The sequence below is a fragment of the Dyella sp. genome (genome assembly GCF_036746095.1).
In the GTDB taxonomy this organism is placed as follows: Bacteria; Pseudomonadota; Gammaproteobacteria; order Xanthomonadales; family Rhodanobacteraceae; genus Dyella_B.
The window spans coordinates 1-25114 of record NZ_DAIOEU010000056.1 but is presented as its reverse complement, the minus strand read 5'-3'; the positions used below and the strand labels follow the sequence as shown (position 1 = coordinate 25114).

The 25114-nt window shown below is 62.7% G+C and carries 26 protein-coding genes and 1 riboswitch; of the genes, 19 read left to right on the top strand and 7 right to left on the bottom strand.

Annotated features, from left to right (window positions below):
• From V7M64_RS18020 to V7M64_RS18000, 5 genes are all read right to left on the bottom strand, one after another.
• The gene (locus V7M64_RS18020; RefSeq protein ID WP_333681042.1) at window positions 1-735 is read right to left on the bottom strand and encodes an ABC transporter permease subunit; all 735 of its coding nucleotides are present in this window, start codon (window positions 733-735) and stop codon (window positions 1-3) included.
• The gene (locus tag V7M64_RS18015) at window positions 732-1670 is read right to left on the bottom strand and encodes an ABC transporter ATP-binding protein (RefSeq protein ID WP_333681041.1); all 939 of its coding nucleotides are present in this window, start codon (window positions 1668-1670) and stop codon (window positions 732-734) included. Before V7M64_RS18015 ends, V7M64_RS18020 begins: the two co-directional genes overlap by 4 nt.
• Window positions 1671-1805: 135 nt before the next feature.
• A complete protein-coding gene (locus V7M64_RS18010) occupies window positions 1806-3176 on the bottom strand; it encodes a polyketide cyclase (RefSeq protein WP_333681039.1) in 1371 nt (456 codons plus the stop codon).
• Between the two features lie 385 nt (window positions 3177-3561).
• Complete coding sequence (locus V7M64_RS18005; protein ID WP_333681037.1) at window positions 3562-4203, bottom strand: response regulator transcription factor; 642 nt, start codon at window positions 4201-4203, stop codon at window positions 3562-3564.
• Window positions 4204-4342: 139 nt separating this feature from the next.
• Complete coding sequence (locus V7M64_RS18000) at window positions 4343-5566, bottom strand: sensor histidine kinase (RefSeq protein WP_333681035.1); 1224 nt, start codon at window positions 5564-5566, stop codon at window positions 4343-4345.
• Window positions 5567-5828: 262 nt separating this feature from the next.
• Here V7M64_RS18000 and V7M64_RS17995 point away from each other — a divergent pair, with 262 nt between their 5' ends.
• The 10 genes from V7M64_RS17995 to V7M64_RS17950 all read left to right on the top strand — a co-directional run bounded on the left by V7M64_RS17995 (window position 5829) and on the right by V7M64_RS17950 (window position 13317).
• On the top strand, window positions 5829-6452 hold the full coding sequence (locus V7M64_RS17995; RefSeq protein WP_333681033.1) for a GNAT family N-acetyltransferase: 624 nt from the start codon (window positions 5829-5831) through the stop codon (window positions 6450-6452).
• A gap of 262 nt (window positions 6453-6714) precedes the next feature.
• A complete protein-coding gene (minC, locus tag V7M64_RS17990; protein WP_333681031.1) occupies window positions 6715-7482 on the top strand; it encodes a septum site-determining protein MinC in 768 nt (255 codons plus the stop codon).
• Between the two features lie 62 nt (window positions 7483-7544).
• Window positions 7545-8360, top strand: a complete 816-nt coding sequence (minD, locus tag V7M64_RS17985) for a septum site-determining protein MinD (RefSeq protein WP_333681030.1) — start codon at window positions 7545-7547, stop codon at window positions 8358-8360.
• Window positions 8361-8365: 5 nt separating this feature from the next.
• Window positions 8366-8641, top strand: coding sequence for a cell division topological specificity factor MinE (gene minE / locus V7M64_RS17980; RefSeq protein ID WP_324149517.1), 276 nt, complete (start codon window positions 8366-8368; stop codon window positions 8639-8641).
• A 65-nt stretch (window positions 8642-8706) separates the two neighbouring features.
• Window positions 8707-9186, top strand: a complete 480-nt coding sequence (locus tag V7M64_RS17975; RefSeq protein ID WP_333681026.1) for a hypothetical protein — start codon at window positions 8707-8709, stop codon at window positions 9184-9186.
• 32 nt (window positions 9187-9218) lie between these two features.
• The gene (locus tag V7M64_RS17970; protein ID WP_333681024.1) at window positions 9219-10310 is read left to right on the top strand and encodes a glycosyltransferase family 9 protein; all 1092 of its coding nucleotides are present in this window, start codon (window positions 9219-9221) and stop codon (window positions 10308-10310) included.
• Window positions 10311-10403: 93 nt separating this feature from the next.
• Window positions 10404-10491: riboswitch (Fluoride riboswitch) on the top strand.
• Window positions 10492-10553: 62 nt separating this feature from the next.
• Window positions 10554-10940, top strand: a complete 387-nt coding sequence (crcB, locus tag V7M64_RS17965) for a fluoride efflux transporter CrcB (RefSeq protein WP_333681022.1) — start codon at window positions 10554-10556, stop codon at window positions 10938-10940.
• Between the two features lie 18 nt (window positions 10941-10958).
• Complete coding sequence (locus V7M64_RS17960; RefSeq protein ID WP_333681021.1) at window positions 10959-11321, top strand: DUF190 domain-containing protein; 363 nt, start codon at window positions 10959-10961, stop codon at window positions 11319-11321.
• Window positions 11318-12436: a cyclopropane fatty acyl phospholipid synthase gene (gene cfa, locus V7M64_RS17955; protein WP_333681020.1), complete on the top strand. Its 1119-nt coding sequence runs from the start codon at window positions 11318-11320 to the stop codon at window positions 12434-12436. The genes V7M64_RS17960 and cfa overlap by 4 nt, the downstream gene beginning before the upstream one ends.
• 8 nt (window positions 12437-12444) lie before the next feature.
• Window positions 12445-13317 (top strand): TraB/GumN family protein, encoded by an 873-nt coding sequence (locus tag V7M64_RS17950; protein WP_333681019.1) that lies wholly within the window; start codon window positions 12445-12447, stop codon window positions 13315-13317.
• 335 nt (window positions 13318-13652) lie between these two features.
• Here V7M64_RS17950 and V7M64_RS17945 read toward each other — a convergent pair whose 3' ends face one another.
• Window positions 13653-14114, bottom strand: coding sequence for a hypothetical protein (locus V7M64_RS17945; protein WP_333681018.1), 462 nt, complete (start codon window positions 14112-14114; stop codon window positions 13653-13655).
• A 114-nt stretch (window positions 14115-14228) separates the two neighbouring features.
• On the opposite strand from V7M64_RS17945, the gene parC reads away from it, so the two are divergent.
• The 7 genes from parC to V7M64_RS17910 all read left to right on the top strand — a co-directional run bounded on the left by parC (window position 14229) and on the right by V7M64_RS17910 (window position 20669).
• Complete coding sequence (gene parC / locus V7M64_RS17940; RefSeq protein ID WP_333681016.1) at window positions 14229-16469, top strand: DNA topoisomerase IV subunit A; 2241 nt, start codon at window positions 14229-14231, stop codon at window positions 16467-16469.
• Window positions 16470-16621: 152 nt separating this feature from the next.
• A complete protein-coding gene (locus V7M64_RS17935) occupies window positions 16622-17104 on the top strand; it encodes a hypothetical protein (RefSeq protein WP_333681014.1) in 483 nt (160 codons plus the stop codon).
• Between the two features lie 94 nt (window positions 17105-17198).
• Complete coding sequence (locus V7M64_RS17930) at window positions 17199-18038, top strand: alpha/beta fold hydrolase (protein WP_333681012.1); 840 nt, start codon at window positions 17199-17201, stop codon at window positions 18036-18038.
• A gap of 12 nt (window positions 18039-18050) precedes the next feature.
• Window positions 18051-18410, top strand: coding sequence for an EamA family transporter (locus V7M64_RS17925; RefSeq protein WP_333681010.1), 360 nt, complete (start codon window positions 18051-18053; stop codon window positions 18408-18410).
• A complete protein-coding gene (locus V7M64_RS17920; protein ID WP_333681008.1) occupies window positions 18407-18841 on the top strand; it encodes an EamA family transporter in 435 nt (144 codons plus the stop codon). The genes V7M64_RS17925 and V7M64_RS17920 overlap by 4 nt, the downstream gene beginning before the upstream one ends.
• 156 nt (window positions 18842-18997) lie before the next feature.
• On the top strand, window positions 18998-19246 hold the full coding sequence (locus tag V7M64_RS17915; RefSeq protein WP_333681006.1) for a phosphopantetheine-binding protein: 249 nt from the start codon (window positions 18998-19000) through the stop codon (window positions 19244-19246).
• Window positions 19247-19454: 208 nt separating this feature from the next.
• The gene (locus V7M64_RS17910) at window positions 19455-20669 is read left to right on the top strand and encodes a beta-ketoacyl-[acyl-carrier-protein] synthase family protein (protein ID WP_333681004.1); all 1215 of its coding nucleotides are present in this window, start codon (window positions 19455-19457) and stop codon (window positions 20667-20669) included.
• Window positions 20670-20817: 148 nt separating this feature from the next.
• Here V7M64_RS17910 and V7M64_RS17905 read toward each other — a convergent pair whose 3' ends face one another.
• On the bottom strand, window positions 20818-21306 hold the full coding sequence (locus V7M64_RS17905; RefSeq protein WP_333681002.1) for an 8-oxo-dGTP diphosphatase: 489 nt from the start codon (window positions 21304-21306) through the stop codon (window positions 20818-20820).
• A 456-nt stretch (window positions 21307-21762) separates the two neighbouring features.
• Here V7M64_RS17905 and V7M64_RS17900 point away from each other — a divergent pair, with 456 nt between their 5' ends.
• Together V7M64_RS17900 and V7M64_RS17895 are read left to right on the top strand one after the other, a co-directional pair.
• Window positions 21763-22464, top strand: coding sequence for a phosphodiester glycosidase family protein (locus V7M64_RS17900; RefSeq protein ID WP_333681058.1), 702 nt, complete (start codon window positions 21763-21765; stop codon window positions 22462-22464).
• A 175-nt stretch (window positions 22465-22639) separates the two neighbouring features.
• Window positions 22640-25048, top strand: a complete 2409-nt coding sequence (locus V7M64_RS17895; RefSeq protein ID WP_333681000.1) for a penicillin acylase family protein — start codon at window positions 22640-22642, stop codon at window positions 25046-25048.
• Window positions 25049-25114 lie beyond the last annotated feature (66 nt).

Below are 25114 nucleotides of genomic sequence, written 5' to 3'. Positions count from 1 at the left end.
TCAATGACTCCGCTTCATGTCGAGCACCAGCACGCCAGCGGTCAGCCACGCCGCAATAGTGAGGATGAAATACAACAGATCGCGCACATCGAGCACACCGCGCGCGATGGCTTCGTAATGCCGAAGCATCGACAGGTGCGCCACGCCGTTTACCAGCTTGCGCGGCAGGCTGCCCTGGAAAAAATCCAGCACTTGCGACTGGCCTGCAAGTATCAGCAGCACGCACACGACGGCAGTCAGGATAAAAGCCACCACCTGGCTGCTGGTCACCGTGGACAGGCACGCGCCGATCGCCAGGAACGCGCCAGCCATCAGCCAGCTGCCGATGTAGCCGGCGACGATGATGCCGTTGTCCGGCGAGCCCAGGTAATTGACGGTGATCCAGACAGGAAACGTGAGCAGCAGGGCCAGGCCGATGAACAGCCATGCGGCAAGGAATTTGCCCAGCATCGCCTGCCATAGGTTGATCGGCAGCGTAAGCAGCAATTCCAGCGTGCCGGACTTTGCCTCTTCCGACCACAGACGCATCGACACGGCCGGCACCAGGATCAGGTAAAGCCATGAGTGCATCACGAAGAACGGTTGCAGATCGGCCACGCTACGATCGTAGAAATCGCCGACGTAGAACGTGAGGATGCCGGCGAGCACCAGGAAGATCACCAGGAACACGTACGCTACCGGCGTCACGAAATAGCTGCGCAGTTCGCGGCGCATGACTGCGGTGATGGGATTCATGGCGCGCCCCCCGTTTCATTGCCGAGGGTGATCTGGCGAAACACTTCGTCCAGGCGCCCACGTTCCAGCTGGATTTCGGAAATCTCCAGCCCTTGCTGGCGCAGCAAGGTTTCGACCGGTTCCAGGATCCGCTCGCCGGGCTTGGGAAAAACCGTGATGCGGCCGTCCAATGGATCCACTTCGATGCCTGCCACCTGCGGCAAGCGCCCCAGCATTTCCTGCGATACACCGCTGCCTGCCGCGCTGAAGGACACCGCACCGTGATAGCGCGAACGCGCTTCCAGTTCGGCGGGCGTGGCATCGGCGCGCAGCTGCCCGCCCGCAATGATCACCACGCGATTGCATAGCGCATGCACTTCTTCGAGCAGGTGCGTGGAAATCAGGATCGTGCGCTCGCGCGCCATCGTGTCGATCAGGCGGCGCACCGCATGCTTCTGGTTGGGATCGAGACCATCGGTGGGTTCGTCCAGCATCAGCACCGGCGGATCATGCAGGATCGCTTGCGCCAGGCCCACGCGGCGGCGCAAGCCCTTGGACAAGGTTTCCACGCTGACGTCCAGCGCTTCTTCCAACTGCAAGTGGCTGACCACTTCATCGAACCGACGCCGCCCCACATCGGAACGCAGCCCACGCATGCGCATGATGAACACCAGGAATTCGCGCACCGTCATTTCACCGTAGCTAGGTGCGCCCTCCGGGAGATAGCCGAGCGCACGCTTGGCTTTCATCGGCTCCTTGATCACGTCGTGGCCACAGACGCGCGCGGTGCCCGCGCTGGGCGAGAGGAAGCCGGCGATCATGCGCATCGCCGTGGTCTTGCCGGCGCCGTTAGGCCCTAGCAGGCCGAGCACCTGTCCCGGCTCGGCGTAGATGCTGAGCGCATCCACCGCCGTCAAATGGCCGTAGCGCTTGGTGAGCTTGTCGGTCTCGATCATGTTCGCTCGCGAAAGGAACCGCACCGCAATGTACCGCAAGCACGCAGCAAAGTTCGCCGAGGCGCACAAGGCGGTGTGACGACAATGAAAAAGCCCTCCACGAGGGAGGGCTCTTTGGATCGTGCGGCGAGTTGTTTACTTCGCCGCGCTGCTGGCCGGGGCCGGTGCGCTGCTGCTGGAAGCGGGCTGCGGATTGTTGCTCAACACGCCTGGCTGCTTCATGCCAGCCTGCTGTTCCGGCGTCTGCTGCGGTACGGCACCGCCCGTAACGCCCTGGAGGTCGGCCACCGGCAGATACACTTCGTACTGGGCGTAAGTGGTGATGTTGCCGGAGTTGTCCTTCACCTCGGGCTGCACTTCGATGTCGTAGCTGCTGTCGGTGATTTCGTTGAACTTCAAGCCATGTGTCTGCGCATAGGCTTCGAGCTGCTCGCGGGTGTTCTTCACACCGACGATGGTGCCGTTCCACTTCGCCATCAGCGCCGGCTTGCCGAAGGCCAGCATGGCGCGCACGTTGTTGTCGATCACCAGGCGGCCATTGCGATCCTTGTCGCCAGGATTCAGCGCGGGCGCATTGGCCGGGGTGGCGCTGGTGCTGGCGGAAGCCACCTGGCTTTCCAGCGACGGCGGGGTTTGCGGCGCCAGCTGGTAGCTCTGGCCGTTGACGTTGAGGTTGGCGTTGTCGATCGGCATCGCCACGTCGAACGAATAGGTCTGGTCGCCAAAGTTGGTGGTGTAGATGATGCGCGGACCGGTGATGTTCACGCCCAGCTTCTTCGCCGCTGCCTTGATTTCGTTCTCGGCGGCCGGCACGGCATCGTTCATGGCGTCGATCAGGCCACCCTTGAGGTTGATCTGGGTGGAGACCAGCAGCACCGGCGTTGCCTTGGGCTGCTCCATGTACGGAACCAGGTCGCTGTAGTCGACGTTCGGCACACTGGCCAACGCGTTCTGCAGGTTGTTCAAGCTGTACTGGATGAAGGCGTCGGGCTGGCCATGGATGTACAGGTTGGAGTAGCGGTCCATCAGGTTGAAGCCGTAGCTCACGTCATACGACCAGGTGACCTTGGTCAGCTTGCCGGTGTTGCCCTGGCGCAGCAGATCGAGCGTGAAGTGCTTGTCGCTGCCGCGCCAGGCGTTGTCCACGTTCCAGATGAGCTGTGCACTGTTGACGGTGCTGTCGATCTTGTTGAACGCCGGCGTGGCGTTGGCGATGGTCAGCTTGCCGTCGCCGACCTTTTGGTCCTGGCTGCTCCAGCTGATCTCCGAGCCCGGACCGAAGCTGCTGCCAGAAAGGGTGTACTGGGTTCTCGCATCGTATGCGCGCAGCACGCCGTAGTCGGGGAAAGTACGGAAGTTGGACACCATGTCGTAGACCTGGCGCAGGTCTTTGCTTACCACCAATGATCGTTCAACGTGGCCACTGCCAGGCATGATGATGCCCACCACGACGCCGACCACGACGACGATGATGAGGGCAACGATGAATTCCAGAACACGCGTCATTCCAGGTTTCTCCGAGACGTCTCTCTAGCTGCGATGGAAAGCGCAGGTCGGAACGGACCGCCTTCGGGTGGTCTTCCAACGAGGGAAACCGCATCAGGACGGGGGTCGGCCGGCGCCAGGATGCTCTGATCAATTCAGCGCGGGCGTCACCGGCCTTATCTGTTCGCAGGCCATAGGGCCGCTGGCGAGGCAGATTGGCTGTCTGTCGAGCCGGCGAACTGAAGGCATGCGGGCAGACAGGGTCGGTGATGCTTGCGTGGAATTGATCAGAGCATCCTTAAGCTGCCGATGGTACTTGCTCGCGCGAAGGAACGCTACGGGCCGACAAGGCCCGTAGCTGCGTTGCTACGCAGCATTTTCTGACGATCTGAAGTCATCGGCGGGATCAGACGATGCCCAGTTCCAATGCCTTGAGTACCGCGCGCGTTCGATCGCGCACGCCGAGCTTGGAAAGAATGTTGGAAACGTGGTTTTTCACCGTGCCTTCGGCCACTTTGAGCGAATTGGCGATTTCCTTGTTGCTATAGCCACCCGATAGCAGGCGCAGGATCTCCGTCTCGCGTTCGGTCAGTGGATCGGGCTGTTCCAGGCTGGTGAACTGGTTATGGATGCGGCCTACCCCGGCCAGCAGGCGCTGGGTGACCATCGGCGCGACCAGCGAACCACCATGCGCCACGGTGCGCACGGCTTCCACCAATTGCTCCAGCGAGACGTCTTTCAGCAAATAGCCCCGCGCGCCGGCCTTCAGCCCCTGCAGCACGAGCTGGTCGTCATCGAAGGTGGTGAGGATGATGGTGGGTGGCAACTCATTGCGCGCCGCCAGCGCCTGCAGCACTTCCAGGCCGCTCATGTTGGGCATGCGCAGGTCCAGCAGCACGACGTCGGGCTTGATGCGCGGAATATCCTGCACGGCCTGCACGCCGTCGGCGCACTCGGCCACCACGCGAATGTCCTCGGCCAGATCAAGCAGTGAGCGCACACCCTGGCGCACCAGGTTCTGGTCGTCGACAAGACAAACGGAAATCATTGCGGATCCTCGCAGCAGAAACGACTTGCTAGAGCCTGTTTACGATCCATGCGTAGCCCGCGTTGGGCCAGCAGTTCTCGGTGCGGACTGCGCAGGGATCGTAAACAGGCTCTACGTCTTATGAAATTCTGGCAAGTCATCAAGTAAGGCTCAATGCAGGGGGCTCGAACCGGGACGGTGTGTGGGCCAGCACCGAAGGTTCCCCTAGTGGAAGACGGATGCTGAGCGCAAAACCCTGCCCTACCCCGCTCTCCATGATGACGTTGCCGCCAAATTCGGCCAGGCGCTCGCGCATGCCCGAGAGCCCGTTGCCCGGCGTGATGCCGCTGGCGCCGCGGCCATCGTCGCGCGCGCACAGGCTGAGCAGGGTCTCGTCTTCATAGGTAAAGGCGAGCCACAAGTTCCGGGCACCGGCATGGCGAGCCGTGTTGGTGATGATCTCCTGCACGCAGCGCAGCAGCACCTGCGCGCGGCGCGGGTCTTCCACGCTGAAGCGCGGCGGGATGGTCAGGTGCACGTGCAGGCTGGGCACGCCGTCGATCAGGCTTTGCAGGGCCTGGGTCAGGTCGATCGCATCGTCCTGGCGCAATTCGCTCACCGCTTCGCGCACGTCGGCCAGCAGCAAGCGCGCCGTGCTTTGCGCCTTGCGCACGTGCACGGATGCCGATTCGTTGCTGAGATGGCTGGCCACTTCCAGATTGAGGCTGAGTGCCGTCAGGTGATGGCCGATCACGTCGTGCAGCTCGCGCGCGATGCGCATGCGCTCGGCGATGCGGGTGGATTCGGCCAGCAGTGCGCGAGTAGAGCGCAATTCGGAGTTAAGCCGCCGCTGTGCCTCGCGTTCCTCCGCCAGTTGGACTGCCACCAGCGAAGCCACAAAACCAATTACGGCAAAAGCCGTATAGATGCATGCCTGTAGCGTGCCGAGCAAAATGCTGTGCTTGAGCTCGGCGAACGTCGAAAACACGGCCGCCATGCTAATCAGCTGCAGCACTATCCAGGCCACGCCCGCCCAGAACGGCACCAGCCAAGGCAGAACTACTGCCACCACCACCAACAGCGCCGCAGATAAACCACTATGGCTATACCACCCCACCATCACCGCGGTGGCGGTAAGCAACAGCAGGCCAATCAGCCGTGCCCAGACGTGGGTGCGGGCACCAAGGTTGTTGGTGATCACCAGGTACAAGACGCCGAACAGCAGATAAGAGAGGGTCCACAGCAGCAGCGAGAAATTGGGCCGCTGCAGAAAATCCAGCCGCTCTGTCGCCCAGCTGGTGAACAGCGGCGTGCCGTCACACAAATAGGCGACGAGCCCCGTGATACGCAAAAGCCGTATGTGATTGAAGTTGGACATGCCCATGCGCCCATCATAGGCCTGCGCGGGGGCGGGGTGTCATGCGCGGGAAGTCACGTGTGGGCGGTGTAAACAGGGCTTCGGAAAATGGGACAGAACGGGCATGGAGGTCATCGAGCGCCCCCCTTCGCGATGCCCGGTTCCTTGTTTTTACAAACCTTTTACATGCCGCAATACGGGATGTGCCGTCCGAAGTCGCATGCCATAATGCCGGGGAGCTGGGCCGTCAGTCGGTCTGACTAGCCACCACACTACTGCGGAGCAACGAATGGCCCTTGCCATCCGCGACGTGCGCGAGCACGACCTGGATGCCGTCCTGGCACTCAACAACACTGCCGGTCGCTCCATCCTCGCCCTGGACGCCGAACGGTTGCGCTACTTCTACGAACACGCCGATTACTTCCGCGTGGCCGAAATCGACGGTCATCTCGCCGGCTTTCTGATTGCCCTGCGCAACGGGCGCGATTACGTCAGCCCCAATTACCTGTGGTTCGGCGAGCACTACCCGTCGTTCGTCTACATCGACCGCATCGTGATCGCCAATGCGTACCGCCGCCATGGCCTGGGCCGCATTTTCTATTGCGACGTGAACAGCTATGCCGAAGTGCGCGTACCTCTGCTGACCTGCGAAGTATTCCTGGAACCGGCCGACGACGTGGTCGTGGTGTTCCATGGCACCTACGGCTTCCAGGAAGTCGGCCAGCAGCGCATGGGCGAACGCGGTCCGCAGGTGAGCCTGCTCGCCAAGGATCTGCCCAGTTACACCTACGTGCGTGACACCTACCTGGAACACGACGGCCTGCCCGACCTTTCCTGGCTGGCGGGTCGCGACCTCCCGTTGGCCAACCAAGACTCCCACACGCGCCGCCTCGTCGGAGAGCGGCGTTCATGAATGTGAGCCTGCCCCCATACTCCCAATACCCCGCATTGTTTCTGTGCGGTCGCCAGGTGACAGCGCGTGACCGGCCGTCAAGTCAAGCCGCGCGCTGCCACCTGACGGCCGCACAGGAACAAACCTTCGGGCCGGATCTGTTTGCCCACATGCCTGCGTCATCACCCCGTTACGTATCGACATACGCTCCCTCGTTCCTCCTTGGCCTGCGGGCAAACAGATTCCGGCGTGGGGCAGTGGGAATATGAGGGCAGGCTCAATAATGGAAACCTCTGACGCCTGCGATCTGCGTTTCGGGCAGGTCGGCATTGCCTGTGTGCGTATCCGGCGGCCTGATGCCGCAGCCCTGTGCGAGGAATTGGAGCGCCGTGTTCGCTCCGCGCCGCAGCTGTTTTCGCGCGCGGCAGTGGTGTTGGATCTAAGCCATCTGCTCAACCTGCCGGACGACGGCATCGTCGACGCCCTGCTCGAAGCGGTACGCAGCGCCGGCATGTTGCCGGTCGGCCTTGCCTATGGCACCAGCGCCACCGAAGCGCTGGCGCAACGCATGGGCCTGCCGTTGATCGCCAAGTTTCGCGCCGCGTATGAGCCGGCCGACGGCGGCAGCATTGCACCGCCCACCCCGTCCGCCGCAGCGCCCGCACCGGCACCGGCACCGGCACCCATACGCGAGCCCGTGCTCGCCGAACCCGCTGGCTCGGTGGGTGCGCAGCGCCACGACGGCACGATCCGTTCCGGGCAACAGGTGTATGCGCGCGACCGCGACTTGATCGTGGTCGGCACCGTCGCCAATGCCGCCGAAGTGATCGCCGACGGCAGCATCCATGTTTACGGCAGCCTGAAGGGCCGTGCCATGGCCGGTGCGCAAGGCGATACGAAAGCGCGTATTTTCATCTCGGATTTCCGCGCGGAGCTGGTCGCCATCGCCGGCCATTACCGCGTGTTCGAGCAGATACCCAAAGACCTGGAAGGCCAATCCGTGCAATGCTGGCTCGATGGCGAAAAACTGCTGATTGCACCGCTGAAGTAACCGGTGCCCTGATTCATTCAGAGCACAACTTATTAGAAGAACATATTTTCCGGAGATGAGCCTTGAGTGCTGAGATTATCGTTGTGACGTCCGGCAAGGGCGGCGTGGGCAAGACCACCACCAGCGCGTCGCTTGCCACGGGCCTGGCGATGAGCGGCAAAAAAGTGGCCGTGATCGACTTCGACGTCGGCCTGCGCAACCTGGACCTGATCATGGGCTGCGAGCGTCGCGTGGTGTATGACTTCGTCAATGTGATCCAGGGCGAGGCCACCATCAAGCAGTCGCTGATCAAGGACAAGCGCCACGACAACCTCTACGTGCTCGCCGCCAGCCAGACGCGCGACAAAGACGCGCTCACGCAGGAAGGCGTGGAGAAAGTGCTCGACGAGCTGGGCAAGGAGGGTTTCGACTACGTCATCTGCGATTCGCCCGCCGGCATCGAGAAAGGCGCGCACCTGGCGATGTACTTCGCCGATCACGCGATGGTGGTGGTCAATCCGGAGGTCTCGTCGGTACGCGACTCCGATCGCATCCTCGGCCTGCTCGCCAGCAAGACCCGCCGCGCCGAACGCGGCGACGGCACCGTCACCCAGCACCTGCTATTGACGCGCTACAACCCCGCGCGCGTCGAACAGGGTGAAATGCTTAGCGTGAAAGACGTGGAAGAAATCCTCGGCATCAGCGTGATCGGCGTGATCCCCGAATCGGAAAACGTGCTGGCCGCGTCCAACTCCGGCGTGCCGGTGATCCTCGACGAAAATTCCAACGCTGGCCATGCCTATCGCGACACCGTCGCCCGCCTGCTCGGCGAAACCCGCCCGATGCGCTTTCTCGATGCACCCAAGAAGGGCTTCTTCCAGCGCGTGTTCGGAGGTTGAACGCCATGGGCATTCTCGATTTTCTAAAGCGCAAGCCCGAACCGACCGCCGTCGTGGCGAAGGAACGCCTGCGCATCATCGTGGCGCAGGAGCGCTCCACACGCGGCGCACCGGATTATCTGCCGCTGTTGCGCAACGAACTGCTCGAAGTCATCAAGAAGTACGTCAACGTGGACCTGGATGCGATCAACATCAATGTCGAGCGCGACAGCGGGCATGAGGTGCTGGAGCTGTCGGTAGCCTTGCCGGATGGCAAGCCGGCAGGAAACCCGGCGACCTAAGCGCTACCACTCACGCGATCTGTTCCCCCCTGCATGCCAGGGAGGGAACCGGTTCGGGCCACTTCATGCCAACGTCCATCCTCCGCCTCGCGGACATCGACCGTACCGCCGTCGAATCCCTGCTCGCCCGCCACGGCCTGAGCCTCACACTCGTCGCCGATGGCGAAGCGATCCCCGGCAGTTTCTGGGGCGACGACGAAGCCGGCATCATCGGCCACACCGTTTACGCACGCGGTGACACCCCGGTGCACTCGGTGCTGCACGAGGCCGGCCACCTGATCGTGCTGCCACCACAGCGCCGTGGCGGAGTGCACACCGATGCGACCGATTCGATCGAGGAAGAAGACGCCGCCTGCTATCTGCAGATCGTGCTGGGCGATGTGCTTCCTGGCGTGGGGCGCGAACGCCTCATGGCCGACATGGATGCCTGGGGCTATACCTTCCGGCTCGGCTCGGCCTGCGCCTGGTTCGAGCACGATGCGGAAAATGCCAAAACCTGGCTGATCGAGCGCGGGCTCCTTAACCCAGCCGGCGAACCGGTATAGTGCGCGACGCCTGATTGCGACGAAGCCCTACCGTGCTGAAGAACACGCGCTACTACGATCCGATCAATGATTTTCGCCGCCGCGTCGCGCGCCGGTTGATGCGCATGGTGTTCGGCAGCCACGGGCAGCCAACCTCCGAACCGCTGCCGGCGCAGGGCATTTATCGCATCCTCGTCTGCCATGTAAGCCACAGCTTGGGCAACACCCTGCTGTTGACGCCACTGCTGTCGGAATTGGAGAAGGTCTATCCCGCGGCGGAAATCGACATTCTCACGCGCAGCCCGATCGCCGGGACGGCCTACGGCCATTTCTTCAACGTGCAGCACATCTTCCGGCTGCCAGCGCATGGCGTAGGCCATCCGCTTGAGTTCTTCGGCACGCTGCGGCGCATGCGCAAGATCCGCTACGACCTGGCGATCGATGCCGACCCCTTATCGCAAACCGGCCGCCTGCTGACGCTGCTGTCGAACTCCACGCACACGCTCGGTTTCAGCAGCCCGAAGAAACACGGCGAAATCACGCATGCCGTGCCGCTGCCGGAAAACCTGCAAAGCAAGGGGCAACGTCCGGTCTATCTTCTGCGTCATGCCATGGGGCGCGACGTGGCGGCCGACTATCCGGTGCCGGACATTCGCCTGAGTGCCGGCGAGCGTGCGCAAGGCAAAGCGGCGCTGATGCGCTCGCTCGCCGCCGGCGGCATCACCGAAACCGGACACGGCATCATCGGCATCTTCGGCAATGCTACCGGCGACAAGCTGCTGGGCGATGCGTGGTGGATGCGCTTCATGCAAGCGCTTGAGGCGGCGCATCCCCAGCATCGCATCGTGGAAATCCTGCCGCACTCGGGCGAATCGATGCTGGGTTCGCGCTATCCGGCTTATTACTCCACGGATCTGCGCAAACTCGCCTGCGTGCTATCCGGTTTGGACGTCTATATCAGCGCCGACTGCGGCGTGATGCATCTGGCCTGCGCGTCGAACGTGCCGACCATGGGCATCTTCACCGTCACCAATGCTGCCGAGTGGGGGCCGTATGGACCGAACCGGCATGTGATCCCCGCCGCGGGCAGGCAGCCCGAAGAGGTGGCACGCACCATCGCCGCCATGCCCGAGCTGAATCCGTAGACCGGGATGAAATCGCGTTTTTTACAACCCATGATGCGGAGATGGCATCCCGGCCTACACAGCGACATGTGCTTGGGCTAGCATGCCCAGCATGAGCATGAGGGAGATGGCATGCCTCCCGTTCCATGGGGATATTTCCTCCGGAACGAACCACCGCAAGGTTGATGATGCCTGCACCACCGGCTTCCGGCGGCGCAGGCGTGCCTGTGTTGCCGTACCTCTACCCATGGGAGACGACACAGTATGAGTTGGAGTGGTTTTCTTGCCGTCGGCATCGGCGGCGCCCTCGGATGTTGGATCCGCTGGATGCTTGGCGTCCTGTTCAACCCGATCTTCCCCACCTTGCCCCTGGGCACCTTGGCGGCCAATCTCAGCGGCGGCCTGATCATGGGCTGCATGCTGGGTATCATCGAACATTTCCAGGCGCTGCCACCGGAAGTGCGCCTGTTCGTGATGACCGGCTTTCTCGGCGGCCTCACCACCTTCTCCACCTTTTCGGCCGAAGCGGACACCTTGCTGCTACGCGGGCAGATGCTATGGTTCGGCGTGCATGTCGCGGTGCATCTGATTGGCAGCCTGAGCATGACGATGCTGGGCATTTTCCTGACGCGCAGCCTGTTGCGCCATTGATACGGAGTCGGCAACGTCATGAGCATCGATGTCTCATTTCGTAATACCCCGGCCAACGGCATCTTCCTGCGCTTTTACACGCACGTGCACGCCAGGCACGATGGCCTGTTGATGTCCGAATGGCTGCTGGAACTGGCCAAGCGCAACAAACTCGGCGGCGGCTCGGTGTTCCGCGCCACGGCAGGCTTCGGCCGGCATGGCGTGCTGCACCACGAAGCCTTCTTCGAACTCGCCGACGACTTGCCGCTGAAAGTGGAATTCCTGCTCGGTGAAGCCAATGCGCAGACGTTGTTGCGGCTGGTGCGGGAAGCCGGTGTTGATCTGGTGTATGCGTGGTCGCCGGTACATTTCGGCATCCTTGGCGAGGACCCAGAGGCATGAGTCAAGATTCATTGCGCCAACGCGCCGCCGAATTGCTCGAACTGGCCGGTGTGCAGATCAACGGCCCTGCTCCCACCGATTTACGCGTCCACGACGAACAACTGTATGCACGCGTTTTCGCCCACGGCTCGCTGGGCCTGGGTGAGGCCTACATGGATGGCTGGTGGGATGCGGACGATCTTCCCGGCCTGTTCACCATGATTCTGCGCAGCCATCTGGATGAACACCTCAAGACACTTGATACGCTGATCGCGCATCTGAAGGCACGCTTCATCAACATGCAGCGTGGGCAGCATGCATTCGAGATCGGCAAGGCGCATTACGACCGCGGCAATGACTTGTTCAAGGCCATGCTTGGCAAGTACATGGTGTACTCCTGCGGTTATTGGGCCAACGCCAACAACCTGGACGACGCGCAGGAGGCCAAGCTCGACCTGATCTGCCGCAAGCTGCAACTGAAGCCCGGCATGCGCGTGCTCGACATCGGCTGCGGCTGGGGCGAAGCGCTGAAATTTGCAGCGGAACGCTACGGCGTGGAAGGCGTCGGCATTACCGTTTCCAACGAGCAGGCCGAGCTTGCGCGCGAGTTATGCCAAGGCTTGCCGATCGAAATCCGCTTGCAGGATTACCGCGACGTCGACGAGCCGTTTGACGCGATCATGTCGATCGGCATGTTCGAGCATGTGGGCGGCAAGAATTATCGCGAATACTTCGAAGTCTCACGCCGCTGCCTGAAGGACGACGGCCTGTTCCTTCTGCATTGCATCGGCACCAACCAGGAGCCGGGGCGGCCCGACCCGTGGATCGAGAAATACATTTTCCCCAATTCCATGATCCCTGCCGCCAGCCAGGTGGCAGCGACGCTGGAAGGTTTGTTCGTGGTGGAAGACTGGCACAACTTCGGTGCGGACTACGATCGTACGTTGACAGCCTGGCGCGCGAATTTCGACGCGGCATGGCCTACGCTTTCCAGCCGCTACGACGAGCGCTTCCGCCGCATGTGGCGTTTCTATTTATCCGTATCGACCGCCGTGTTCCGCAGCCGGCGCGACCAGCTGTGGCAACTTACCTTGAGCCCGTACGGCGTGCCCGGCGGTTACCGCGTTCCGCGCTGAGCCTGTATATGACCTCTTATCGACGCTTGTTCGTGCTGTTCTCATTGCTGTTTCTGCTGTGCGGCAATGCCGTCGCACACCCTGCGCTATGGCAGGCTAAAATGGGCGACAGCACGGCCTATCTGTTCGGTACCGTGCATTTGCTGCCGAACGATACGGACTGGCATTTCCCCACGCTGGACCAAGCCCTTTCGAAAAGCCAGGCGCTGTATATCGAGTTGACCGATGATGACCAGGGCACCATGACCGCCCTGGTGCTGCACTATGGCATGGACACCGAGCATCCGCTTTCTTCGCTGCTCAACGAAAGCGACAACGCTGCCTTGGCGAAAGCCGCGCAGCTGGCTGGATTGCCCGGCGGCACCACCGCGCTGGAACCGATGCGGCCCTGGCTGGCTGCCTTGACGCTGACAGTCGCCCCTTTGATGAAAGCCGGGCTTGATCCTGCCGCCGGCGTGGACAAGCAATTGCAGGCGCAGATGACGCGTGCCGGCAAACCGGTGCACGGCCTGGAAACGGCAGAGCAGCAGATTCGTTTTCTCGCCGATCTGCCGGATTCGCTGCAGATCGCTTTTCTGCGCGACACCTTGCGCGATGTCGAAAAGGACAAAGAGGAACTGCTTTCCTTGGTCGATGCCTGGAAAAGCGGCAATGTCGCGGCCATCGCCAAACTCGAAAATGACGAATTGAAAACGCAGGAGCCCCCGCTCTATCAGAAGCTGCTGGTGCAACGGAATCAGAACTGGGCAGCCAGGATCAAGGATTTGCTAAGACAGCCCGGCACCACCGTATTCGTGGCCGTGGGTGCGGCGCATCTGGCCGGCCCCGATAGCGTGCAGGCGCAGTTAGCGAAGATCGGTGTTACCGCGCAGCAGGATTGAGTTACTTCAAACTCTCACCTCCGTCATTCCAGCAAAAGCGCACTGCTGTCCGGCATGTGTTTTGCGAATCCATGGCGACACGATGGATCACAAGCATTTAGCGTCGCCTGTCGATGCCGCGACTCGAAAAGCGCCAGAAGCTCCATCGCCGTCATTCCCGCGAAAGCGGGAATCCATTTTGCTCTGATGCATCCCTAAAATGGATTCCCGCTTTCGCGGGAATGACGGCCGTATGGACTGCCTGCGAAGCAGCGCAAAATACGTGCCGGACAGCAGTGCGCTTTCGCTGGAATGACGGCCCTGGAGCAGGGGTGTACTGGAGGGCAACCCATACCTCAAAACGACGCCGTGATCGCCTTCGGCTGCAAGGGGAACCGCGGCATGTGGATGGTATAGGAATCCATCTTGCCCAGATCCTTGTATTCCGCCGTCAGCATCGTCCCGTTGTAGCCGACGTCGATGCGATACACGTGCCCCGCTTCGACGTTGTCTATCGTGACTTGCTGGCGATTGAGCAGCTTCGAATTGGACAGCGTGAGCTTGATCACTTGCTTGCCGGGCAACACGCGCACCCAGGGTGTCTTGCCGCCGTTGAATTTCTCCCAGGTAGCGACCTGGTTCACGCCGGTGATGCCACAGATGTACTGCGAGGGTTGGCCACATACCACCAGGGCGGTATCCGCTTTGGCGTGATCCTTGTCCTTGTACCCCAGCAACGGACGCCGGCCCGCGAAATGCGCGCAGGCAGCCATGAGCGCGCAGGCCATGACCACGGCGGCGGTGCGTAGATAGTGCATGACTCACCCGGAGCGAATGGATCGGGGCATTCTAGCCCAAGCGCCTCGGCATCTGGCACCATCTCAGGGTTGTAGTAGGCCGCCATCCCGGCGTTGCCCCTGGCAGTTATCTTCATGACCCTGCAAGCCAATTACGAACAGATCCCGCTCAAGGAATACGCCGAGCGGGCCTATCTCGATTACTCCATGTACGTGGTGCTGGACCGCGCCCTGCCCTACGTCGGCGACGGCCTCAAGCCCGTGCAGCGGCGCATCATCTATGCGATGAGCGAGCTGGGCCTGGCCGCCAGCGCCAAGCCGAAGAAATCCGCGCGTACCGTCGGCGACGTGATCGGCAAGTTCCATCCACACGGCGACAGCGCCTGCTACGAGGCGATGGTGCTGATGGCGCAGCCGTTCTCGTACCGTTATCCGCTGATCGACGGCCAGGGCAATTTCGGTTCGCCCGACGATCCGAAAAGTTTCGCAGCGATGCGCTACACCGAGTCCAAGCTCAATCCGCTGGCCGAAGTGCTGCTGGCGGAACTCGGCCAGGGCACGGTGGATTGGGTGCCGAACTTCGACGGCACGCTGGAAGAACCGAGCTGGCTGCCCGCGCGCCTGCCGCACGTGCTGTTGAACGGCTCGATGGGCATCGCCGTGGGCATGGCCACGGATATTCCGCCGCACAACCTGCGCGAGATCGCCGGTGCGTGCATTCGCCTGCTGGACGATCCGGATGCCACCGTCGCCGACTTGTGCGAACACGTGCGTGGCCCGGACTACCCGACCAAGGCGGAAATCATCACGCCGCGCAACGAGCTGATGCAGATGTACCAGACCGGTACCGGCTCGATTCGCGCACGCGCCGTATACACGCAGGAAGACGGCAACATCGTGATCACCGCGCTGCCGCACCAGGTCAGCCCATCGAAAATCCTTGAGCAGATCGCCGCGCAGATGCGCGCAAAAAAACTGCCGATGATCGAAGACCTGCGCGACGAATCCGATCACGAAGATCCGATCCGACTGGTGATCGTGCCGCGCTCCAACCGGGTGGACGTGGACGAGGTGATGCAGCACCTGTTCGCCACCACCGACCTGGAAAAGAGCTTCCGCGTCAATCTCAACATGATCGGCCTGGATGGCCGGCCGCAGGTGAAGGATCTCAAGCGCATCCTTTCCGAGTGGCTGACTTTCCGCATCGACACGGTCACGCGCCGGCTCAATCATCGGCTGGCCAAGGTCGAACGCCGCCTGCACTTGTTGGAAGGCTTGCGCATTGCCTATCTCAACCTGGATGAAGTGATCCGCATCGTCCGCAGCGAGGACGAACCCAAGCCGGTACTGATGGCGCGCTTCAAGCTCAGCGAGGAGCAGGCCGACTATATTCTCGAAACCCGGTTGCGCCAGCTGGCGCGCCTGGAAGAAATGAAAATCAATGCCGAGCGCGACCAGCTCGAGGAAGAACGCGCAAAGATCAACGTGCTGCTGAAATCGCCGGCCAAACTCAAGGGCCTGATCAAGGAAGAATTGCGCGCCGACGCGGCCAAGTACGGCGACGATCGCCGCTCGCCGCTGATCGAACGCGAAGCCGCTCAGGCGCTGGACGAAAGCGCACTGGTCGCGAGCGAACCGGTCACCGTGGTGTTGAGCCAGAAGGGTTGGATTCGCGCGGCCAAGGGCCATGACGTCGACGGAGAAGGCTTGTCGTATCGCGAAGGCGACAGCCTGCTCGCCGCGGTGAAAGCGCGTACCACGCAGCAAATTGCGGTGATCGATTCCACCGGCCGCAGCTATTCCACGCCGGCGCATACCTTGCCTTCCGCACGCGGCAACGGCGAGCCGCTCACCGGCCGCTTCACGCCGCCGGGCGGCGCGCGTTTCGATGCCGTCGCCGCCGGCGACAACGACACGCGCCTGATCCTTGCCACCGACTTCGGCTATGGCTTCGTCACCCGCTTCGAAGCGCTTACCGGGCGCAACAAGGCCGGCAAGCAGATCATCACGCTGGGCGACGGCGCACGCGTGCTGGCACCGCAAGTGAGCGCCGATCCGGCGCGCGACCGCATCGTCGTCGCCACCACCGATGGCCATTTGCTGATGTTCTCGGTGGCCGAACTGCCCGAACTCGACAAGGGCAAGGGCAACAAGCTGATCGAGATCCCAAAGGCCAAGCTCAGCAGCGGCGATGAACGCGTGGCCGGCATTGCCGTGGTCACTGAAGGCAAGGGCGAAATCACGCTGTATGCCGGCCAGCGCAAGCTCACCCTGCGCTGGGCAGACCTGGTGGAGTACGGCGGCAATCGCGCCACGCGCGGCAATGTGCTGCCGCGTGGCTTGCGACGAGTGGAGCGGATCGAGACAAGCGGTTAGCCGCGGGTGATCTCATGGAGATCGCTCCAACCGATCTCCATGAAGATTTCACACTTGAACGGAACTCATTGCGCCCGCAAGTCGTCTGACAGTCACGTGCACGATCGGGAACGGTTGTGCGTTATGTGCGTGACGAACTTCGGAGCATCTCCATGAAACGCCGTGCCATCGCCGCCCTGGTCGCCCTTCTCCTGACAGCCGCTGCATGGGCGCAGACCGGCAACCCGCCGCTGAACCTGAAGCTGCCCGCTGGCGGCTATCAGAGCTACCCGGCATCAGGCTCCACCGCGGCACAACCGGCCTCGTCCAGCTCTGCCGCCGGCAAAAGCGGCGTCACGGTCAACGGCCACCCGGCCGCCGCCAGCCCGGCGCCCGGCGTTTATTACGGTGACACCAGCGGCGTGCGCGGCAACCGCGAGGCAGCCGTGCCGGTCTGCGACGACTCCACCTACACCAAGCCGCAGGTGCATGGCGATCTCGGCATGGGCGTGGTCAGCGGTAGCCATATCGGCACCGGCACCTATCAATCGGGCGCGGTCAGCGTGGTGAAGAACACCGGCAGTTGCGACCACCCCACCGGCTCGGTCGGCATTTCCATCGGCGTGAGCCGGCTTGGCGGTCTAAACGGGCACTAACAGGGTTCGATGACCCATCTGTGAAAGCAGGTGGAAAGCCGCTCCCCACACACTGCAAGGCCATTTCGCCCTTCGCCTGCAGTCGAGCCCCCGAGTGATTCAAAACGTCGAATTCCGCTTCGAAGGTGGCCGTTGTGGCGTGCTTCTCATCCATGGCCTTACCGGCACGCCCACCGAGATGCGCCTGGTCGGCAAGGGCCTGAACCGCGCCGGCTTCAGCGTCTACGGCATGCAATTGGCCGGTCACTGCGGCAATGTGCAGGATCTGCTCGCCACCGGCTGGAAGGACTGGTACGCCAGCGTGGAAGCAGCGGCCGAAACGTTCCGGCACGAAGTGGATCATCTGTTCGTGGCGGGCCTGTCCATGGGCGCGATCCTTGCGCTCAAGCTCGCCGCAGAGCGCCCGGCGTGGGTGCGCGGCGTGGGCGTGTACGGCGCCACCTTCCGCTACGACGGCTGGGCGATTCCGTGGTACGGCCGGCTCTCCTTCATGCTGCCGTTGCTGCATCGCTTGGGCATCGGCAAGCACCGCATGGTGCATGAAAGCGAACCCTACGGCCTGCGGGACGAGCGCCTGCGCGCGCAGATCAGCGGCCTGATGCTGGGCGGCGACAGCGCGGCAGCGGGCTTGCCCGGCAATCCATGGCCGTCGTTGGCCGAAATGTACGACATGGCCGCAGTGGTCCGGCGCGAACTGCCCAAGGTCACGGCGCCGTGCCTGATCGCGCACGCCACCGAAGATGACGTGGCCAGCCTCGAAAACGCACACCTGGTGGCGCGCTCGGTATCCGGCCCGGTCGAGATGCTGCTGCTGGAAGACAGCTATCACATGATCACGGTTGATCGCGAACGCCGGGTGCTGATTGATCGCTCCGCCGATTTCTTCTCCAAGGTGGCCGCGAGCTGTACGCCCAGCGCGCTTGCTGTCGCCTGACGCAAGCCTGACGTGTCTCCTCTCGTCGCCACGCTGTGGTTGGTCAACGTGACGCTGGATACCTGCGGCCAGCTCGCCTTCAAGGCCGCGGCCAGCGATCCCGACGCCGGTGAGGGCGCCGCGCGCTGGCGCCACATGGCCAGCCGCCCCTGGCTGTGGCTGGGGCTGTCGGCGTACGCGCTGCACCTCGCATCGTGGATCGCGTTCCTCTCGCTGGTCGAGCTTTCCAAGGGCATGCTGCTGGCGTCCATCAACATGGTGGCGATCATGATCGGCGGCCGGTTGCTGTATCGCGAAAAACTCACGCCGTTGCGCGTGGCTGGCATCCTGCTCGTCAGTACCGGCGTGGCGATCGTGGGAGCGGCCGGATGAGCACCACTTTGCGCACCTGGCGCTTCTACCTTGGCGGCTTCGCCCTGCTGCTGGTGTTCGACACCCTCGTGCAAGTGAGTTTCAAATTGACCAGCATGCATGCGTTTCCGCCGGAAGCAAGCTGGGCATGGGTGTGGCGCATCGTCGGGCAGCCGTGGATCTACATCGCGCTGATCGGCTACGTCGGCAATTTCTTTACCTGGATGAGCCTGCTCAAGCATGCGCCGATCGGGCCGGCCTTCGCCGCCTCGCATCTGGATATCGTCAGCGTGATGCTGGCGTCTGCATGGCTATTCCACGATGCGCTCACGCCGATGCGAATGCTCGGTGCGGGTGTGATCGTGCTGGGCATCGTGTGCCTGGCCTTTGCCGAAAGCGGCGCGCGGCCGGCGCATGGCGCGTCCGCCGACGGCGCGGCGGCCCATGATTGAAGCATTCTCGTACTGCAAGGTTTAGCTAATCCACGCGACCATGTCATCGATGCGAGTTATGCTGTGGCCGCGCTCAAGAAGTTACGTTCCTGTTCGTATGGACAACGCGCACGCTCTTGGTCAGGCTTGCAGTCAGCGGATTACTGGGGACATTTCATGAGCAACGTGCAACAAGACGTTTTCGAGATCATCAGCAAGCAGGCAAAGGTCGATATCGGCGCCATCCAGCTCGAGTCGACCTTGAAAGATCTCGGCGTGGCTTCGCTAGACGCCATCGAAGTGATCTTCGACATCGAAGAACACTTCAACATCAATCTTCCCAATGAGGAAGTCGATTTCGAAAGCGGTACCGTCGGCCACCTGATCGAAGCAGTGGAACGTCAGCTCGCACAGAAAACCGGTTGAGGATGCTCTGGTCCATTGCCCGTACCCGGCATGACGTCCACAAGGCCCGCAGGGTGTGCGTGGGCATAGGCCAGACCGGCCGGCCGGGCAAGCCGCGCGATGCCGCCTGCGGGTGTTCTGGACATCACTGTTTTTTCAAATTCAAAACACTGGGGCCGCGCTCTGTGCGCGGTGACGAGCACGTGGAATGGACCAGGGCATCCTTAGCATGCGTCGTATCGTGATTACCGGCATGGGCGGCATTTGCGCGCTCGGCCACACTACTTCCGATATCTGGCAAGCCATGACCGAAGGCCGCAGCGGCATCGGTCCCGTGCATCACATCGAAGCCAAATACCTGCGCAACAATGCGATTGCGGCGGAAATCAGCGATTTCGATCCGCTCCAGTACATCGATGAAACACGCGTGCCGTTCCTCGATCCGCTGAGCCAGTACGCGCTGGTGGCGGCCGGGGAAGCCATCCGTCAATCGGGCCTGGATTTCCGCGGCGAACGCGCTGCGCGCACAGCGATCGTGGTCGGCGTCGGCTCTGCCGGCGAGGAAACCCGCGAGGGGCTGTATCGACAGCTTTACGCCGAGCAGGCCAGCCGTTTCCATCCGCTCGGCATCGTGCGCATCATGAGCAACGCGCCAGCCAGCCATATCAGCATGGTGCATGGGATTACCGGACCTACCTTCGTCGTGTCCAGCGCGTGTGCATCATCCAACCATGCCTTTGCGCAGGCCGCGATGATGATACGCGCCGGCCTGGTGGATGCCGCGATCGCCGGTGGAACGGAAGCCTGCATTACGCTCGGCGTGCTGCGTGCATGGGAAGCGATGCGCGTGATGGCACCCGATACGTGCCGTCCGTTCAGCGCCAAGCGCCGCGGCATGGTGCTGGGCGAAGGCTCAGGGATATTCGTGCTGGAGACGCTCGAGAGCGCCCGGGCACGCGGCGCTACCATCCTGGCGGAACTGGCCGGCGTCGGCATGAGCGCCGACGCCGGCGATATCGCAGCACCCTCCGAGGTCGGTGCCGCCGCCGCCATGCGCCAGGCGCTGCAGGATGCAGGCATGCAACCGGCGGACATCGATTACATCAATGCACACGGCACCGGTACCGCGGCCAACGATGCCACCGAGACGCGCGCCATCCACCACGTATTCGGCGAGCACGCGCCTCGCCTGGCGGTGACATCCACCAAGCCGATGCACGGTCACGCCTTGGGCGCGGCCGGCGCGCTCGAGATGATCGCCGTGCTCGGCGCACTGCGCGACGGCATCGTACCGCCAACGCTGAATTACCTCGGCGCCGATCCGGCTTGCGATCTTGACTACGTGCCGCACGAAGCACGCGCCATGCAAGTGCGCGCGGCGCTGAGCAATTCGTTTGCGTTTGGTGGGCTCAATGCGGTGGTGGCGCTGCGCCAAGCGCCTTGACGGGAACGCCATGAAGGCGCCCGTTTCCGCTCGATCGTCATGCCCGCACTGCGCGCAGTCGGCTGGTTTTCAGGAAGAAAAATCCAGCCCCGGCTTGTAACGGTAAATCAAGTCGATAGGAACCTTATCCGCATCAAGCGTGCTTCCTTCATAGGCGGCTATACGTCCATGACTGCATGCGCCCATCCTTGTACGGCATCACGCCATGGAAGGGACGCGGATCGCGATCGAACACCAGCGGCAGGAAGTGACGATCGCCTTCCCACATCGGCAATTCCATCAGGCGGTCGAGGTCGATCCACTCGAGCGTGCCTTCGGGATTGTGGGTGAGCGGCTCGCCGCTGAAGCTGTCGATGATGAAGATGAAACCCAGCCAGTCCTCGCCCTGCTTGCCGAAGCCCGGCCAATTGAGCGTGCCGCGCAGATGCATCGATTCGCATGCGATGCCGGCTTCTTCATGGATTTCCCGACGCATGCAGGCGGCGATGTCTTCGCCGGGTTCCATCTTGCCGCCCAGGCCGTTGTACTTGCCCAGGTGCTGGTCATCGGGCCGCGCGTTGCGGTGGATCATCAGCACCTTGCGCCGGTCCGGAGACAACACGTAACCGAGCGTGGCGACGATGGGTGTGTAAGGCATAGGGGACGCTCTGATCCATTCTGCGTGAGTGTCACCGCTCCTGTCGGTTCGCAGGCCACAGATCATCGGCGAAGGCAGACGGGCTGTCTGTCGAGACGATGGGCCGAAGGCATGCGGACAGACAGGAGCGGCCCGAAGGCCCGCAGTCTGCGCCGCGCGGCTTGAACAGACAACCAGTCTGCCCTACGCCAGGCGACGCACGCGGAGGGCCTTCTGGACATCATGCCTGCTGCGCAAAATGAATCAGAGCACCCATTCCCTTACCGATCCAAAAGCTGAAGTTTACGCCCTGACCCTGTGTAGATGCTCTTGCATCCATCACGGTCAGGCAGCGACCATCCACAGATGCGCTCGTCCACCCACACCCGACGGTTGCATCGCAGCCGGCCATCCCGCTTGCTTGCCCTGCTGGCGGCGCCGGCACTGCTGGGCGCCTGCGGCAATCAGTTGCAGCCGATGGAAAGCCGCGAAGTGACATTCCAGGGCCAGGACTTCACCGTGGTGAGCCTGGACCTGCATCGCGAAGCATTGACGCTGCACTGGAAGAATCCCGACAGCGGCCAGCCTTACAGCGATATCCAGAGCCTGCGCGAATGGGGCGCGGCGAACGGCAAGCGGCTGATGTTTGCGGCCAATGCGGGCATCTACAACCAAGCTTACGCACCACTGGGGCTGTACGTGGAAAACGGCAAGATGCTGGTGCCGTTGAACCTGTACCGCGGCAATCCGGCGGCCGGCAATTTCTCGATCCAGCCCAACGGCGTGTTCGCCATCTACCGGGACGGCCACGCCGCCGTGCGCACCAGCACCGACTTCAAGGCCGATGCCAAGCCGGTGGACTGGGCCACGCAGTCGGGACCGATGCTGGTGATCGACGGCAAGATCAACGACCAGTTCGTGCACGACTCCACCAGCAACAAATGGCGCAGCGGCGTTTGCGCGCGCACGCCGTATCGCGTGGTGTTCGCGGTAAGCGAGTCACCGGTCAATTTCCACACGTTTGCGCAATTGTTCCGTGACAAGCTCGACTGCAAGGATGCGCTGTACCTGGACGGCACCATTTCCCAGTTCTACATCGACGGCACCGGCTATGCCGGCGCTCCTACCTTCATGGTCAAGCCCTATGCGGGCATCTTCGCGGTGTTTGCCGAACAATGACGACGACGAAACCAGGCCCGCATTTCTCACTCCACTCCTACTGCGGCCGCCGCGCCGCTGCCCTGGGGCGCGCTGCTTTCTCGGCCGAGCTCGACAGTACGCCTTCGCTCAAACTCACCGCGCATCGCGCCTCAGGGCAACGGCGCAACGTCCTCGTTACGGAGTGGAATGCGAAATGAGGGGCAACTTCCGTTGGTTCCGCACGCTGTTGGTTCTCTTGGTTCTGGTGGTGGTCGGTTTGTTCGCCACCGGTTGGTGGCTGCTGGCCGGCAGCCGCGCGCAGCTTGATGGACGGCAACGGGTGGTCGGGCCGGAGCATCCCGTCACCATCGAGCGCGACGCATTCGGCACCACGACTATCACCGGTCAATCGCGCGCGGACGTGGCATACGCATTGGGCTACGTGCATGGGCAGGAGCGGTTCTTCCCGATGGACCTGATGCGCCGTGTCGCGGCCGGCGAACTGTCGGAACTGGTGGGCGCGGCCGCGCTAGACACGGATCTCAATCACCGCCGCCATCGCCTGCGTGCCGTGGCGCAAGCCGCCTATGCCGCGCTCACGCCCGGGCAGAAGCACATGCTGGACATCTATCGCGACGGGGTAAATGCGGGACTTTCGAATCTGCGCGAAAAGCCCTGGGAATATCTGCTGCTGAAAGCCAAGCCGGAACCCTGGCGTTCGGAAGACACCATGCTGGTGATCGCCGCGATGTACCTGGACCTCAACGACGATGGACGCAACGAGCGCGAGCAGCACATTGCCGACATGCGCGCCGTGCTGCCTGATCCCTTGGTGGATTTTTTGATCTCGCCCGATCCGAACTGGGAGGCGCCGTTGCAAGGCGGCGCCTCGCCCTCGCCGGTCATCCCCGCCGCGGACGTGTTCGATCTACGCAAGCTCGGCACACAGCCTGGCGAGGCCAAGTTGGCCGAAACATCGATACCGTCGGTGGATCGTTTCTATCCCGGCAGCAACAGCTTCGCGGTGGCGGGCAATATTTCGCGCTCCGGCGCGGCGATGCTTGCCAACGACATGCATCTGGGCTTGCGCGTGCCGGACATCTGGTTCCGCGCGCGCCTGCGCTATCCCGACCCCACGGCGCCCACGGGCGAGCGCGACGTCGTCGGCGTCACACTGCCCGGCACGCCCGCGCTGGTGGTGGGCTCGAACGGGCAGATCGCCTGGGGCTTCACCAACAGCTACGGCGACTGGATGGATTGGGTACGCATCCAGCGCGATCCGCATGACCCCACTCGCTACAAAGTGCCGGAAGGCTGGGCGACGATCGAATCGCACGACGAAATCGTAGGCATCAAGGGCGCGGCGCCGCACAGCCTGCATGTGGAAGACACGCGCTGGGGACCGATCCTCGGCAAGGACACCGACGGTACCCCGCTCGCGCTCGCGTGGATCGGCGATCAACCGCGCGCCTACAACCTTGCTTTATTGCAGCTCGAGCATGCCGGCAACATTGCCGCCGCGTTGGACCTGGCGACAACCTTCGGCATGCCGCCGCAGAATTTCCTGGTGGCCGATAGCGCGGGCCATATCGGTTGGACCATCGCCAGCAACAGCATTCCGCTGCGCACCGGTTTCGATCCACAACGGCCTGCCGATTGGTCGCAACCGAACACCGGCTGGACGGGCTGGGCCGCACCGTCGCAATACCCGCGCATCGAAGATCCGGCGGATGGACGGCTATGGACCGCCAACAACCGCACGATCGGCGGCGATGAAAATGCGTTGCTTGGCGAAGGCGGGCACGACGTCGGCGCGCGCGCGCAACAAATTCGCGACGACTTGCGCGGCCGGGCCGATTTCGGCCCTGGCAATCTGCTGGATATCCAGCTCGACGATCACGCGCTGTTTCTTGCACGCTGGCAACACCTGCTGCAAACCACACTGGCCGATACGCACGATCCCGCGCTAGGCCAGTTGCGCCAGCTCACCGGTGCTTGGCGCAACGAGGCTGCGCCCGATAGCGTGGATTACCGTCTGGTGCACGCCTTCCGCGATGAAGTGCACAAGCTGGTGCTCGCCCCGTTTGCCGCACGCATCCAGCAACGCTTTCCGGATTTCGAATGGCCCGGTCCGGGCAATCAGGAAGCGGCGGTGTGGATGATGATCCAGCAACAGCCGGTGCAGTTGCTGGATCCCGCGTATCACGACTGGCATGCCTTGCTGCTGCAAGCCGCGCGAAATGTCGTAGATACGCTAGGCAAACAACCTGGTGGGTTGGCTGCCCGCAACTGGGGCGAAGTGAACCACGCCGGCATCCGGCACCCGCTGTCGCGCGCCCTGCCCGGCTTTATCGGCCAATGGCTGGACATGCCGGAGGACGAACTGCCTGGGGACAACAACATGCCGCGCGTGGCTCGCCCTGGACAGGGTGCCTCCGAACGCTTGGATGTATCGCCAGGACATGAAGCCGAAGGCATTCTGGAAATGCCTGGCGGACAAAGCGACAACCCGTTGTCGCCGTTCTACGGCGCCGGCCATGAGGATTGGGTGCATGGACGGCCGACGCCGCTGTTGCCGGGGGCGACGACGTACACGCTGGTGCTTGAGCCGTCGCCGCGTTGATAGTCGAAACAGGCCGTCATTCCCGCGAAAGCGGGAATCCATTTTGCTCTGATGCATCCTTAAAAT

Bases quoted from the DNA above. Each gene is read 5' to 3' on its own strand.
- V7M64_RS18020 (WP_333681042.1), bottom strand. From the start codon at position 735: ATGAATCCCATCACCGCAGTCATGCGCCGCGAACTGCGCAGCTATTTC.
- V7M64_RS18015 (WP_333681041.1), bottom strand. From the start codon at position 1,670: ATGATCGAGACCGACAAGCTCACCAAGCGCTACGGCCATTTGACGGCG.
- V7M64_RS18010 (WP_333681039.1), bottom strand. From the start codon at position 3,176: ATGACGCGTGTTCTGGAATTCATCGTTGCCCTCATCATCGTCGTCGTG.
- V7M64_RS18005 (WP_333681037.1), bottom strand. From the start codon at position 4,203: ATGATTTCCGTTTGTCTTGTCGACGACCAGAACCTGGTGCGCCAGGGT.
- V7M64_RS18000 (WP_333681035.1), bottom strand. From the start codon at position 5,566: ATGGGCATGTCCAACTTCAATCACATACGGCTTTTGCGTATCACGGGG.
- V7M64_RS17995 (WP_333681033.1), top strand. From the start codon at position 5,829: ATGGCCCTTGCCATCCGCGACGTGCGCGAGCACGACCTGGATGCCGTC.
- minC (WP_333681031.1), top strand. From the start codon at position 6,715: ATGGAAACCTCTGACGCCTGCGATCTGCGTTTCGGGCAGGTCGGCATT.
- minE (WP_324149517.1), top strand. From the start codon at position 8,366: ATGGGCATTCTCGATTTTCTAAAGCGCAAGCCCGAACCGACCGCCGTC.
- V7M64_RS17975 (WP_333681026.1), top strand. From the start codon at position 8,707: ATGCCAACGTCCATCCTCCGCCTCGCGGACATCGACCGTACCGCCGTC.
- crcB (WP_333681022.1), top strand. From the start codon at position 10,554: ATGAGTTGGAGTGGTTTTCTTGCCGTCGGCATCGGCGGCGCCCTCGGA.
- V7M64_RS17960 (WP_333681021.1), top strand. From the start codon at position 10,959: ATGAGCATCGATGTCTCATTTCGTAATACCCCGGCCAACGGCATCTTC.
- cfa (WP_333681020.1), top strand. From the start codon at position 11,318: ATGAGTCAAGATTCATTGCGCCAACGCGCCGCCGAATTGCTCGAACTG.
- V7M64_RS17950 (WP_333681019.1), top strand. From the start codon at position 12,445: ATGACCTCTTATCGACGCTTGTTCGTGCTGTTCTCATTGCTGTTTCTG.
- V7M64_RS17945 (WP_333681018.1), bottom strand. From the start codon at position 14,114: ATGCACTATCTACGCACCGCCGCCGTGGTCATGGCCTGCGCGCTCATG.
- parC (WP_333681016.1), top strand. From the start codon at position 14,229: ATGACCCTGCAAGCCAATTACGAACAGATCCCGCTCAAGGAATACGCC.
- V7M64_RS17935 (WP_333681014.1), top strand. From the start codon at position 16,622: ATGAAACGCCGTGCCATCGCCGCCCTGGTCGCCCTTCTCCTGACAGCC.
- V7M64_RS17920 (WP_333681008.1), top strand. From the start codon at position 18,407: ATGAGCACCACTTTGCGCACCTGGCGCTTCTACCTTGGCGGCTTCGCC.
- V7M64_RS17915 (WP_333681006.1), top strand. From the start codon at position 18,998: ATGAGCAACGTGCAACAAGACGTTTTCGAGATCATCAGCAAGCAGGCA.
- V7M64_RS17910 (WP_333681004.1), top strand. From the start codon at position 19,455: ATGCGTCGTATCGTGATTACCGGCATGGGCGGCATTTGCGCGCTCGGC.
- V7M64_RS17905 (WP_333681002.1), bottom strand. From the start codon at position 21,306: ATGCCTTACACACCCATCGTCGCCACGCTCGGTTACGTGTTGTCTCCG.
- V7M64_RS17900 (WP_333681058.1), top strand. From the start codon at position 21,763: ATGGAAAGCCGCGAAGTGACATTCCAGGGCCAGGACTTCACCGTGGTG.
- V7M64_RS17895 (WP_333681000.1), top strand. From the start codon at position 22,640: ATGAGGGGCAACTTCCGTTGGTTCCGCACGCTGTTGGTTCTCTTGGTT.